10 protein-coding genes are annotated in these 13,815 nt (G+C 61.6%); 7 read left to right on the top strand and 3 right to left on the bottom strand.

Features of this window, described 5'->3' with window-relative positions; genetic code table 11:
* Positions 1-20: 20 nt before the first annotated feature.
* Positions 21-191, bottom strand: coding sequence for a hypothetical protein (locus AAFO90_RS11700; protein WP_347509530.1), 171 nt, complete (start codon positions 189-191; stop codon positions 21-23).
* 160 nt (positions 192-351) lie between these two features.
* On the opposite strand from AAFO90_RS11700, the gene AAFO90_RS11695 reads away from it, so the two are divergent.
* Positions 352-2,625, top strand: coding sequence for an NADP-dependent malic enzyme (locus AAFO90_RS11695; protein ID WP_347509529.1), 2,274 nt, complete (start codon positions 352-354; stop codon positions 2,623-2,625).
* Between the two features lie 271 nt (positions 2,626-2,896).
* Entirely contained in the window at positions 2,897-4,981 is a 2,085-nt protein-coding gene (locus AAFO90_RS11690) for an EAL domain-containing protein (protein WP_347509528.1), read from the top strand.
* A 25-nt stretch (positions 4,982-5,006) separates the two neighbouring features.
* Here AAFO90_RS11690 and AAFO90_RS11685 read toward each other — a convergent pair whose 3' ends face one another.
* Positions 5,007-5,465 (bottom strand): DNA polymerase III subunit chi, encoded by a 459-nt coding sequence (locus AAFO90_RS11685; protein ID WP_065273281.1) that lies wholly within the window; start codon positions 5,463-5,465, stop codon positions 5,007-5,009.
* 7 nt (positions 5,466-5,472) lie between these two features.
* A complete protein-coding gene (locus tag AAFO90_RS11680) occupies positions 5,473-6,948 on the bottom strand; it encodes a leucyl aminopeptidase (RefSeq protein WP_347509527.1) in 1,476 nt (491 codons plus the stop codon).
* A gap of 195 nt (positions 6,949-7,143) precedes the next feature.
* On the opposite strand from AAFO90_RS11680, the gene lptF reads away from it, so the two are divergent.
* The 5 genes from lptF to pdxA are packed head-to-tail and all read left to right on the top strand — an operon-like array spanning position 7,144 to position 13,804.
* Entirely contained in the window at positions 7,144-8,283 is a 1,140-nt protein-coding gene (lptF, locus tag AAFO90_RS11675; protein WP_347509534.1) for an LPS export ABC transporter permease LptF, read from the top strand.
* A complete protein-coding gene (lptG, locus tag AAFO90_RS11670) occupies positions 8,280-9,413 on the top strand; it encodes an LPS export ABC transporter permease LptG (RefSeq protein WP_347509526.1) in 1,134 nt (377 codons plus the stop codon). The genes lptF and lptG overlap by 4 nt, the downstream gene beginning before the upstream one ends.
* 1 nt (position 9,414) lies before the next feature.
* A complete protein-coding gene (gene lptD, locus AAFO90_RS11665; RefSeq protein ID WP_347509525.1) occupies positions 9,415-11,577 on the top strand; it encodes an LPS assembly protein LptD in 2,163 nt (720 codons plus the stop codon).
* Positions 11,562-12,830, top strand: a complete 1,269-nt coding sequence (locus tag AAFO90_RS11660) for a peptidylprolyl isomerase (protein WP_065273277.1) — start codon at positions 11,562-11,564, stop codon at positions 12,828-12,830. The genes lptD and AAFO90_RS11660 overlap by 16 nt, the downstream gene beginning before the upstream one ends.
* Entirely contained in the window at positions 12,827-13,804 is a 978-nt protein-coding gene (gene pdxA, locus AAFO90_RS11655; RefSeq protein ID WP_347509524.1) for a 4-hydroxythreonine-4-phosphate dehydrogenase PdxA, read from the top strand. The genes AAFO90_RS11660 and pdxA overlap by 4 nt, the downstream gene beginning before the upstream one ends.
* Positions 13,805-13,815 lie beyond the last annotated feature (11 nt).

Genomic DNA, 13,815 nt, shown 5'->3' with positions numbered 1-13,815 from the left:
GCGCAAGGCGGACCCAGACCTCATCTGTCAACACAAACCGCTCTTCGTTCATTCAAACCTCCATTTTGGAAGCTTGAATCAGATTTCAGCCAGCTTGGGAATCCTGAATGTCCACAGACCCTAGTATAAAACGGAATATCGTCGCGTAGCTCCTGCGTGGGCAGGCGCATTTCTGCGATGGTCTCGGCCATCTCTCTTCTCCCTCAGACGGTCGGTGCGGTTCTGCCCGGCAGAGTGATCCGATTGGATAAAATATGCAAGGATCCGCCCGCCGCCGAGACCGCCCCGAAAACCCTGTTCCCCTCCGGCGCAATATAGTTTAACGCTAAACTATCAGTCTTGGAGGGCCCCATGTCCGATACCCCGAACCTGCGCGACGCCGCGCTGCGCTATCACGAATTCCCCCGCCCCGGTAAGCTGGAGATCCGTGCGACCAAACCGATGGCCAATGGCCGCGATCTGGCGCGGGCCTACTCCCCCGGCGTCGCCGAGGCCTGCCTTGAGATCAAAGCAGAGGCAGGCACCGCCGCGCGCTATACCTCGCGCGGCAACCTGGTGGCGGTTGTCACCAACGGCACCGCGGTTCTGGGGCTGGGCAATATAGGCCCGCTCGCTTCGAAACCGGTGATGGAAGGCAAGGCGGTCCTGTTCAAAAATTTCGCGGGCATCGACTGTTTCGACCTGGAGCTGAACGAAAGCGATCCGGAGAAGCTGGCCGATCTGGTCTGCGCGCTGGAACCGACATTCGGCGCCATCAACCTAGAAGACATCAAGGCGCCCGATTGCTTCATCGTCGAGAAGATCTGCCGCGAGCGAATGGGCATTCCGGTGTTCCACGACGACCAGCACGGCACCGCCATCGTGGTGGGAGCCGCCGCCCGCAACGCGCTGCATGTGGCCAAGAAATCCTTTGAGGACATCAAGGTCGTCTCGACCGGCGGCGGCGCAGCGGGCATTGCCTGTCTCAACATGCTGATGAAACTGGGCGTCAAACGGGAAAACATCTGGCTCTGTGACCTTCATGGTCTGGTCTACGAAGGCCGCACCGAAGACATGAACCCGATGAAAGCCGCCTTTGCCCAGAAAACCGATCTGCGCACACTGGAGGATGTGATCGACGGCGCCGATCTGTTCCTCGGCCTCTCCGGTCCCAATGTTTTGAAACCGGATCACGTCGCCCAGATGGCCAAGCGACCGATCATCTTTGCCCTTGCCAACCCGACGCCGGAAATCATGCCCGATGAGGCCCGCAAGGTTGCCCCCGATGCCATCATCGCCACCGGGCGCAGCGATTTCCCCAATCAGGTCAACAACGTCCTGTGTTTCCCGTTCATCTTCCGCGGCGCGCTGGACGTCGGCGCGACCGAGATCAACGACGAAATGCAGATCGCTTGCGTCGAAGGCATCGCGGAACTGGCGCGCCGGACCACCTCGGCCGAGGCGGCGGCGGCCTATCAGAGCGAACAACTGACATTCGGCGCCGACTACCTGATCCCGAAACCCTTTGATCCGCGCCTTGTGGGGGTTGTCTCCTCTGCCGTGGCCAGCGCCGCCATGAAAAGTGGCGTTGCCACCCGCCCGATCGCGGATCTGACCGCCTATCGCGCCCAACTGAACCAGACCGTTTTCAAATCGGCGCTGTTGATGAAACCGGTGTTCGAAGCCGCCCGCGCTGCCGCCCGCCGCATCGTCTTTGCCGAGGGCGAGGATGAACGGGTGCTGCGCGCCGCGCAGGAGGTGCTGGAAGAGACCACCGAAACCCCGATCCTGATCGGCCGCCCCGATGTGATCGAGGCACGCTGCGAGAAGATGGGCCTGCGCATCCGACCCGGCAGCGATTTCCAGATCGTCAACCCGGAGAACGATCCGCGCTATTACGATTACTGGAACAGCTATCACAAGCTGATGCAGCGCAAGGGCGTGACCCCGGATCTGGCCAAGGCGATCATGCGCACCAATACCACGGCCATCGGCGCCATCATGGTGCACCGCGGCGAGGCGGACAGCCTGATCTGCGGCACCTTTGGCGAATACCGCTGGCACCTTAACTATGTGACCCAGGTTCTGGGCGGCGGCACCTATGCGCCCCACGGCGCCCTGTCGATGATGATCCTTGAGGACGGCCCGCTGTTCATCGCCGATACCCAGGTGCGGATCGAACCCACGCCTGAGCAGATCGCCCAGACCGTGATGGGCGCCGCCCGCCACGTGCGCCGCTTTGGTCTGGAGCCCAAAATTGCCCTGTGCTCGCAATCTCAGTTCGGCAATATCGATTGCGACACCGGTGCCCGGCTGCGCGACGCCATAGACATTCTGGACGATAAGCCACGCGATTTCATCTACGAAGGCGAAATGAACATCGACACCGCGCTGGATCCTGAGTTGCGCGGGCGGATCTTCCCCAATTCCCGGCTGGAAGGCGCCGCCAATGTGCTGGTCTTTGCCCATGCGGATGCAGCCAGTGGCGTGCGCAACATCCTGAAAATGCGCTCGGACGGGCTGGAGGTCGGCCCCATCCTGATGGGCATGGGCAACCGCGCCAATATCGTCAGCCCGTCGATCACCGCACGGGGGCTTTTGAACATGGCGGCAATTGCCGGTACGCCCGTCGCCCACTACGGCTGATAGCGACCAATTTAGCGCGCTTGCGCGCCGCTCCCGGGGAGCGGCGCGCAAGTGCCGTCACGTCAGATGCGGAGCCTGCGCTCTGCCCCGTATATGAATTGCTGAATATAAACACAAAAGTAACCCCCGACACTTAGCAAGACATTGGTATGGCCCGTGCCAAGCAGTATTGACGCGGGCTGGTCACAGGAGGCGGTTCAGGACGTAACAGGTCCGGAATTGTCCGGCGCAAGGCAGGATCTGCCAAGGCGCAGTGCGAAGGTTGGACGAGGTGACGGAACAGTTTCCGCAACATAGCCCAGAAGGAGACGGTGGAGCCGCCGGAGCCGAAAGGGACTGTCAAGCGCAGGAACAGCGGATCGGGCTGAGCCTCCTTAAGCACGCCTATCGCAACCATCTGTCCAATCTCTTCGTGAACGTCGCTTGCGTCCTGGGCGTCTACGCCCAGTTCCAGTACACGGGGCAAGGCAGTACCTTGGTCGATACTCTGACCGCCTGTCTGCTGACGTTGTCCATTGGCCGGACGATCCTGGCAGCGCGGGACGAAAGGCACCTGTCGCAGGAAACCGATCCTGGCTCATCTCTGGCAGTCGGTGCCAGTCGGCGTTATTTCCTCGGCACATTTCTTGGCAGTCTGATCTGGGGGGGCCTGCTGCATGCTGCCCTGCAAAGCGGCAATCAGGACCTGAAGTATTTCACCGTCATCGTCGTCTCTGCCATGGCCTCCGGGGCGACCGGGGTGCTCGCGCCGGTGGCAAACACGGGCCGTATCTATATTGCCACCCTGCTGACGCTGATCATCGCTGAACTGTGCCTGCAGCCTGTGCCGGAATTCGCTCTCGCCACTTTGGTTGCCGTCTTCATGGCCGTCATGTTGGTCACACACCAACGCAACTACAATATCCTACGCCATTCGATCCGTCTGCAACTGCGCAATCACGAACTGGTCCAGGACCTGCGCGTCCAGCAGGAAGCCCTGACCGAACTCAATGCAACGCTGGAAGACCGGGTCAAGAAACGCACCCGAGACCTGAAACGGCTGGCGGAACATGACAGCTTGACCCAGCTGTATAATCGCCGTGGCATCATTCAATGGGTGGAGGATCAGCAACCCAATATCCCTGACGGATATGCATTTGTGGTGATCTTCATCGATCTGGACCGGTTCAAGCAGATCAACGACGGCATGGGCCATGCCACCGGGGACTGCGCCCTTGCAGAAATCGGCGAACGTCTGGCTGACGCCGCGCCGGAACACGCGGCCTTCTGCCGTTGGGGCGGAGACGAATTCGTAGGATTGGTTGCCGTGCCTGAAGAGCGCTGCATCGACATCGGCTATGAATTCACCGAACAACTGCGCGCCATTATCGAAAAGCCCATCATCTTCTCTAGCCAGGAGGTCACCGTGGGGTTCAGCGCCGGTCTCGCCGTCTCGCGCCCCCGTCCGGTCGCCGTCAGCGAGGCGATCAGATCTGCGGATCTGGCCGCCGGAGAGATCAAGCGGACCGGACGCGGCAACACGCTGCTGTTCTCCAAAGAGCTGGTTGAAGAAAAAGAGCGCCACCTGATCATTGCCCAGCGCCTGAAACACGCGGTGCCTGCCAATGAAATGCACCTGGCCTTTCAACCGCTCGTGCATGCGGATGATTTCTCGTTGCATTCCTACGAGGTTCTGCTGCGCTGGGACAATCCGATCCTTGGCCGTGTCAGCCCGGAAGAGTTTATTCCCATCGCCGAAGACATCGGCGAGATCGTCCGCATCGGCGAATATGTGCTGGATACGGCACTCTCGACCTACACCGAAGAACTTGGACGCGATTCACATGTGAAACTGGCGCTCAATATCTCGCTGCGGCAGCTGGTTGTGCCCGGGTTCGCAGACTTCATTCTGGGTTACCTTGAAAAATACGGCCTGTCCGCCCGGTCGCTGATCCTTGAGGTGACAGAAACGATTTTTGACGCCCGGAATCAAAACCAGATCATCGCGGTTCTAAATTCACTGCACGCCAAGGGCATCGAAGTACACATCGACGATTTCGGCACCGGCTATTCCTCGCTGTCACGCTTGCACGAAATGCCGATTTCGGCGCTTAAGATCGACAAATCCTTTGTTCAGCAGATCGACGATCAACGCTGCGCCATCATCGAAGGCAGCGTCATGATTGCTGAACGGTTCGGTGTGCATACCGTGGCCGAAGGGGTGGAAACCGTTGAACAGGCCCGCCTGCTGCACGCCATCGGCGTCACCTATCTGCAGGGCTACCTCTTTGGTAAACCCAAGCCCCATTTTGCCGAAGTGACAGTGCACTCCGACTTCCTGCTCTGGACCAAGGACAAACAGTCCCGCGCTTCCTAGATCCCGGCGCTCCGGCGGGAAAGTATCACTTCTCAGCCTTCTTTTCCCAGCGCCCGCTTTCTTCGGACCAGTATTGCGCCGAACAGCCTGCATCGGTCAGGGTTTTCCACTGCACGCGGGCATGCTGCACCGCCTCGGGGTCGGTACCATCAAACAGGATACAGACGCGCTCCAGCGCCTGCACCTCTTCTGGTGAAACCGCTGCCCCATCCACCGCCATGACGCAGCTGGGCGTGTTTGCCGCCTCGGCTTCGGTGGTCAGCAGGATAGGCTGCAACGCATCATGCGGACCGCCCGCCAGCCCGTGCGGCAGGAAGGCGTCATCGCCCCCAAGCCACAGGCGTTCATCCAGCCAGGCCATGCGATCCGGGCTTTGGCCCCGCACAGCAATACGCCAGCCTGCGCCGCGCGCCTTATCCAGCAGCACGGGCAGCGTATCCTGCAGTGGCCTGCGCGTCAGATGATAGAAATAGGCGGCCCCCATGGCTGTGTCATTCGGCCTCGAACCGATCCTGCACCAGCCGGTTCAGCGCCATGACGCCCCAGCCCGTCGCCCCTTTGGGTGCATAGGCGGTTTCGGTCTTAACCGAGGCGACGCCCGCGATATCCAGATGGATCCACGGCATGCCGTCCTGAATGAACCGTTGCAGGAACTGAGCGGCGGTGATCGAACCTGCAGGACGGCCGCCGACGTTTTTCATATCGGCAATGCGCGATTTCAGCTGATCATCATAGGCTTGCCCCAGAGGCAGACGCCATGCGCCTTCATCCTCGGCTGCGGCGGATTTCAGGAAACCATTGCACAGGCTGTCATCATTGGAGAAGACGCCAGCGTTTTCGTGGCCAAGACCGATGATGATCGCCCCCGTCAGGGTGGCCAGATCGATCACCCCCGCCGGTTTGAACCGCTCCTGCGCGTACCAGAGTACATCGCACAGAACCAGACGACCTTCGGCATCGGTATTGATGACCTCAACCGTGTCGCCCTTCATCGTCTTCACCACATCGCCGGGCCGGGTGGCGTTGCCCGATGGCATATTCTCGACCAGACCAACCAGACCCACGACATTGGCCTTTGCCTTGCGCAGGGCCAGCGCCTTCATGGTACCGGTCACAACACCGGCGCCGCCCATATCCATGGTCATGTCTTCCATGCCCACAGCCGGTTTCAGCGAGATACCACCAGTGTCAAACACAACCCCCTTGCCCACTAGCGCCAGCGGCGCGGCATCGCTCGGGCCGCCCTGCCATTGCATGACGGCGACTTTGGACGGGCTGTCCGATCCCTGCCCCACCGACAGAAGGCAATGCATGCCCAGCTCTGCAAGCGCTGCCTCGTCGAGGATTTCGACCTCAAGACCGATATCGGAAAGCTCTTCGATCCGGCGCGCGAACTCGGTGGTGGTCAGCACGTTCGCCGGCTCGTTGATTAGATCGCGGGTCATATGCACGCCTTCAGCCACCGCCAGGAGCGGAGCGAAAGCCGTCGCCATCTCCTCCGGTGATTTATGCGCGATCACCACTTCCCCCTTCGGTGCCTCATCGGCAGCGGTCTTGTGCTGATCAAACCCATAGGCCCGCAGGGCCAGCCCCAGCGCCAGATCTGCCGCCCGAGGCATCGGTCCCGCCATCACGGTAAGCGCCTTGCCGCCTGCGCGTTTTGCCAGTTCAGCGCCGGCCTTTCGGGCCTCGGTCTGGCTGGCGCGTTTGGGCAGCACCAGTACATGCAGAGCCTCAGCGGCGAGGCTAGCAGGCCAGGCCATGGTGATCACCGAGCCGGTTTTTGCCTTTTTGAACCCATCCGATTCGATCAGCCGGGCAATGCCTCCCTTGCCCAGACGGTTGGCGGTACGCGCCGCCTGATCCATTGTCCCCTCCGGCGTCACCAGAACCGCGACATGGCCAGTCATTTCGGCCAGGGTCTTGGGATCATAGTCATCAAAACGGATCGGGGTCAGAGTGCTCATCGCATGGGCTCCTGTCGGTCTTTTACATGGTTTTGCAACAGCTACCCTGTGCTTGACGGCTTGACCAGCCCTGCGGATTGCACGCCGCGCCCGGCTTTGATCATTGCCTGTCGGCTGTGCAGATTGCAGTTTTCCCCGCCGGACAAATCCTTTAAGCTGCGGCGCAATCACAACCGCAAGATCTGGGGGGATCAGGTGTCACGCTACGACAGATATGTGCTGTCGCAATACCTGCTGTTCTTCGGCTTCTTTGCGCTCATCCTTGTAGCTGTGTTCTGGGTGAACCGGGCCGTGGTGCTGTTCGACCGGCTGATCGGAGACGGGCAATCGGCGCTGGTCTTCCTGGAATTCACCGCCCTGACGCTGCCGAATCTGATCCGCATGGTGCTGCCAGTCGCCGCCTTTGCCGCCTCGGTCTGGGTGACCAACCGGCTGCACAATGAAAGCGAGCTGACGGTGCTGCGCGCGACGGGAACCAGCCCTTGGCAAATGGCCCGCCCGGCGCTGGCTTTTGGCATCATTACCGCGCTGATGATGTCAGTGCTGACGCATTTCCTGTTGCCGTCCTCGATCAACCAGCTTGCGCTGCGCGAACGGGAGGTGTCGCGCAATGTCACAGCCCGCCTGCTGACCGAAGGCAAATTCCTGCACCCAGCCAAGGGGGTCACCTTCTACATCCGGCAAATCGACCCTGACGGCACTCTCAACGACGTGTTCCTTTCGGACCGGCGCGATCCAGAGCAATCGGTCACCTACACAGGCGCCCGCGCCTTTCTGGTGCGCGATGGCGACAAGGCCCATCTCATCATGGTGGATGGCATGGCGCAGCGGCTGGATCACAAGACCCAGACGATGTCGACCACCGTCTTTTCTGACTTTTCCTACGATATCAGCTCACTGACGCAAAAGGCGGGACAAGCGACGCGCAACATCCGGGCCATTCCCAGCCTGGAACTCATGACCGCGCAGGAGGCGATCAAGGCCAGTGACGGTTATTCGCGTGGCGCCCTGACCGAAGAGCTGCATCTGCGGTTTGCCCGGGCTCTGATCTGCGTCACCGTCGCCCTGATCGGGTTTTCCGCGCTGATGCTGGGCACATTTTCGCGCTTTGGGGTCTGGCGGCAGGCGTTGATGGCCTTCGTGTTGCTGATCGGGGTCGAGGGCCTGCGTGGTATCGTCTCGGAACCCGTTCTGAAGAACCCCGATCTTTGGCCGCTGATTTATCTCCCCGCGCTGAGCGGCCTTGCGATTGCTCTGCTGTTTCTGCATCTGGCCAGCCATCCCGGCCTGCTACGCAGACGGCGACGGACAGAAACGGGGGATCAGCTGGCGTGAAACTTGACCTCTATTATGCCCGCAGGTTTGCGCAGTGGTTCCTAGTCATCGCCGGCGTTCTGATGACGCTGGTGGTGCTGATAGACCTCAGCGAGCAGTTCCGCCGTTTTGACAGTCTGAACCTCAACGCGGGAAAGCTGATCGGGCTAACCCTGTTGAATGCGCCCGCGGCCTTTGATGAGTTTCTACCGCTGATCATGATCCTCAGCACCATCGTGCTGTTCGTTGGGCTCGCGCGCAGCAGTGAGCTGGTGGTGACCAGAGCCATCGGTCGCTCTGGCATTCGGGCGCTGGCCGCGCCGGTTCTGGTAGCCGCGCTGATCGGCATTCTGGCCCTCAGCACCCTGAACCCCATCGTTGCGGCGACGACCAACCGTTTCAAAACCCTTTCGGAAACCTATCGCAACGGCGGCCCCTCGGCGCTGTCGCTGTCCGGCGAGGGGCTGTGGCTACGTCAGGGTAGCCCGCAGGGGCAATCGGTGATTCACGCGTCGGGCTACGCGGGCGAGCAGCAAGACTCCAGCCTGGAAAACGGCGATGCCGACAGTATCAAACTGTTCGACATCACCATTCTCGACTACGCCCCCGGCGGCACACCAATCCGTCAGATCGTCGCCGAAAGCGCCCGGCTGCAGGGCGGCGACTGGCTGCTGACCAAGGCCAAGGTCTGGCCTCTGGCCGTCGGCCTGAACCCCGAAACCAGCTCGGCCGAGCATGAGGTGCTGCTGGTACCGACCACCCTGACCACCGACCGCATCCGCGACACGCTGGGCACCGCTGACGGGATTTCCGTTTATGACCTGCCCGCCACCATCCGCGATCTGGCCGAGGCCGGATTTTCCACCAAACGCTACGAGGTATGGTATCAGGTCGAACTGGCCCGACCGCTGTTTTTGGTGGCCATGGTGCTTGTCGGGGCGGCCTTCACCATGCGCCATGCCCGCTTTGGCGGCACAGGTCTGGCGGTCCTCACGGCCGTCGTGCTGGGCTTTGGCCTTCATTTCATACGAAACTTTGCGCAGGTTCTTGGCGAGAACGGCCAGATTCCGGTGGCCTTGGCCGCTTGGGCTCCACCGGTCGCCGCGATTCTGCTGACTATGGGCCTGCTTTTGCATGCCGAGGACGGTTAATATGCGCCGCACCCTTTTGCTTTCCGTGCTGCTGCCGTGGCTGGGCCTGACCGTCCCCGTGCAAGCGCAGGACACCAATGCCGCTGCCGCGCCGCGACAGCCTGCAATGCTGGTTGCAGACCGGGTATTCATCGCGCCAGACCGGACGCTGGTTGCCAGCGGCCATGTCGAGGCCTTTCAGGGTGACCTCCGCCTCAAGGCACAAAAGATCACCTATGACCAAAGCACCGGCACGCTGGAAATCGAAGGCCCGATCCGGATTGATCAGGGCGGCGAGATCGTCATTCTTGCCAATGCCGCAGAAATGGACCGGGACCTGCGCAATGGCCTGCTGAGCAGTGCGCGCATGGTGTTCCAGCAACAATTGCAGCTGGCGTCCCTGCAGATGACCCGGGTCAGCGGACGCTATACGCAGCTTTACAAGACAGCCGTCACTTCTTGTCACGTCTGCGAGGACGGAAGCCCGCCGCTCTGGCAGATCCGGGCTGAACGCGTGACCCATGACCAGCTCGAACGGCAGCTCTACTTCGAGAACGCCCAGCTGCGGGTTCTGGATGTGCCGGTGTTCTATTTCCCTGGCATACGCCTGCCCGACCCGACGCTGAAGCGGGCAACCGGTTTCCTGATCCCGTCGGTACGGACCACCTCGAACCTCGGCTCCGGCCTCAAGGTCCCCTATTTTTTCCGTCTCGGCGACCACAAGGACCTGACGCTATCGCCCTATGTCTCGCGCAAGACGCGCACATTGGAGGCGCGTTACCGCCAGGCCTTCCGCACCGGTACGATCACCTTTGAGGGCGCCCATACTCGGGATGATCTGCAACCCGGCGACAGTCGCGGTTACTTCTTCGGGACCGGCAGTTTCGATCTACCCCACGACGTCCGCCTTGGCTTTGACATAAAAACCGTCTCGGATGACGCCTATCTTGCCGATTACGGCCTCGACGATCTGGACCGTCTGCGCTCGGAACTGACCCTGACCAAGGCACAGCGTGACATGATGTTCCGGACCGGTCTTTTTCACTACAAGACCCTGCGCGACAGCGAACAGCAGGATTTCATCCCCTCGGCCATCGCCGATGTAAGCTTCCAGCGCCGCTATTTTCCGCAGGCCATCGGTGGCGAAATGCGTCTGACGCTGGAAGCCCATGGTCATCGCCGACAGTCGGATCAGACCAGCACCGGCGCCTTGCCGCTGGGCCGGGACATTGCCCGTGTGACCGCCGATATCGACTGGCGCCGTCAATGGCATTTCGCGAGTGGCCTGGTGGCCGAGTGGCAGGCCGGCGCTGCGACAGATGCGTTTTCGATCTACAACGACGCCAAGTTTGACAACACCGCAACCCGGCTGACGCCGCGCAGCGCCCTGACCCTGCGCCTGCCGATGAGCAAGGTCAGCGCCACCGGCAACCGCAGCTATCTGGAGCCCATCGTCCAGCTGGGCTGGAGCGATGTCACCGGCGATGCGGTGCCCGGCGACGAAAGCGGCTTTGTCGAATTCGATCAGGGCAATCTTCTGGCCCTGTCTCGCTTCCCCGCTGTCGATGCCCGCGAAGACGGGCTGACCCTGGTCTACGGGGTCAACTGGGCGCATTACGCGGTCAATGGATGGCAGGCCTTTGCCACCGTCGGACAAATCTTCCGGCAGGATGCCGACACCCGCTTCACCAAAAGCTCGGGCCTCGGCGGCACCACCTCAGATATCCTGATGGCAGGGCAGCTGAAGCTGAGCCAGGATCTGTCGCTAACCACGCGCGGCCTACTGAACGGGTCGCTGAACTTTTCCAAGGCGGAATTCCGCGGCGATTGGCGCCACGAAAAGGGGTCGTTGTCGGGCACCTACCTGTGGCTTGGCACCGACCCGGCCGAAGGGCGCAGCGAAGAGACCTCGGAAATGTGGTTCGACGGCTCCTACGAGATTTCACCGGCCTGGCGCGCCAGCGCCAACCTGCGCTATGACATCTCTGATGCACAGGCCACGCGGGCAGGTATCGGCCTTGCCTACAGCAATGAATGCGTCACCGTCGACGTTTCGCTCAACCGGCGTTATACATCTACAACAAGTGTTGAGCCTTCGACCGATTTTGGGTTTACCATCGCGTTGAACGGGTTCTCCGTGAACAGCGGCAACAAAAAGTACAGGCGATCATGCAGCAATACCTGACCCTCCGGACTCCGGCCTCCCTGATCCATCGCGGCCTGCGGTTTGCGGCCAAGTCGGCCACGGCCCTGACGCTCTGCGCCGTTCTTCTGACGCCGGTGCCTGGCGCCGCGCAGGGGTTGTTCTCGCCTGCCATCACGGTCGATGACTCAGTCATTACATATTACGAACTCGAACAGCGCGCCCGTTTCATGGGGGTGCTGCGGGTTCCGGGCGACCTGATGAAGGCGGCCCGCAAGGAGCTGATCAATGACCGCCTGAAACTGGCGGCCATGGCTGAGGCTGGTATTGAGCCCAGCGAAGAAGAGATCACCGCAGGCATGACTGAACTGGCTGGGCGCGCCAACCTGTCGCTGAACGAATTCCTGTCGGCGCTGCAGGAAAGCGGCGTCGACCCGGAAACCGTGCGCGATTTCTCCCGCGTCGGGCTGGGCTGGCGTGATCTGGTCGGTGCCCGCTTCCTGTCACGCGCCCGCCCGACCGAGGCAGAGATCGACCGCGCCATGGGTCAGGCTGGCTCCGGCAGCGTTCAGGTTCTTCTGTCCGAGCTGATCCTGCCGATCAACGAACAAAACGCCGCACAGGTCGAGGATCTGGCGCGTCAGGTCTCGCAATTGCGCAGCTATGATTCCTTTTCCGCCGCCGCCAGCCAGTATTCCGCTGCCCAAAGCCGCGAACGTGGTGGCCAGCTGAACTGGATGCCGATCACCAAACTGCCGCCCCAGCTGCAAGAGGTCGTACTGGCCCTCAGCCCCGGCGAGGTGACCGACCCGCTGCCGCTGCAAGGCGCGGTTGCCCTGTTCCAGATGCGCGATCTGCGCGAGGTCACAGGACGTGCGCAACGCTATGCCGCGATCGATTACGCCGCCTATTACCTGCCCGGAGGGCGCAGTGCCGAGACATTGGCTAAGGCGCAAAGCATCATCTCCCAGACAGATACCTGCGACGATCTTTATGGGGTGGCAAAGGGTCAGGATCCTTCGGTTCTGGATCGTGTCAGCCTGCCCCCGGCAGAGATTGACCGCGACATTGCGATCGAGCTTGCGAAACTCGATCCCGGCGAAACCTCGACCGCAGTGACGCGCAACAACGGCAACACCTTGGTTCTGCTGCGCTTGTGCGGACGCACCGCCGAACTCGGCGAAGGTGAAAGCCGCGAAACCGTCGCCAATGCCCTGACCGCGCAGCGGGTTGATTCCCTGTCCGAAAGTTATCTGGAACAGCTGCGCGCCGACGCCCAGATCAAAGAAAAATGACCCATACGCGCCCCGTCGCGATCAGCTGCGGCGAACCGGCCGGTATCGGCCCTGAAATCGCGGCCAAGGCTTGGGCTGAGCTGCGGACCAGCTGTCCCATGCTGTGGCTCGGCGATCCGCGCCACCTTCCTGCAGGCACGCCTTATCAGGAGGTTGCGCAGCCGCAGGATGCCGCAGCGATCTGCCCGCAGGCGCTGCCGGTGCTGAAGGTGCCCTTTGCCGGGGACGCCAATACCGGAACACCGGACCCACGCAATGCATCCGGTGTGATCGCCGCAATAGAAACCGCCGTATCGCTGGTGCGCGCAGGCGAGGCCTCGGCCGTCTGCACCGCCCCCATTCACAAGAAGGCGCTGATCGACGGCGCGAGCTTTGCCTATCCCGGCCACACCGAATTCCTGGCCCATTTGGCAGGGCGCGACAGGGTGGTGATGATGCTGGCGAGCGACCAGCTGAGGGTGGTGCCGACAACCATCCATATTGCCCTTTCTAAGGTGCCCCGCGCCCTGACGCCGGATCTGCTGCGCGAAACCATCGCCATCACCGCCGAGGGCCTGCGGCGTCAGTTCGGCATTTCCAAGCCGCGCATCGCTGTTGCCGGGCTCAACCCGCATGCAGGTGAAGGCGGCGCCATGGGCCGCGAGGAGCTGGAGTGGATCGCTCCGCTGATCGCCGAGCTGCAATCGCCGGACATGTCTCTGACCGGGCCGCTTCCGGCGGATACGATGTTTCATGCTGCCGCCCGCGCCCGCTATGATGCGGCGGTCTGCATGTATCACGATCAGGCGCTGATCCCGATCAAGACGCTGGATTTCGACCGCGGCGTCAACGTCACCCTTGGCTTGCCCTTCATCCGCACCTCTCCGGATCATGGCACCGCCTTTGATATCGCGGGGACCGGTCAGGCGAACCCGTCGAGCATGATCGAAGCGCTGAAAATGGCGCAGCGCATGGCCTTGGCGACCTCTGACTGATCCTACCCCTC

Origin of the sequence: Phaeobacter sp. CAU 1743 (genome assembly GCF_039839315.1) — a bacterium.
In the GTDB taxonomy this organism is placed as follows: domain Bacteria; phylum Pseudomonadota; class Alphaproteobacteria; order Rhodobacterales; family Rhodobacteraceae; genus Phycobacter; species Phycobacter gallaeciensis_A.
Note: the sequence above shows the minus strand (reverse complement) of the source record. Positions and strands in the feature narration are given on the sequence as shown.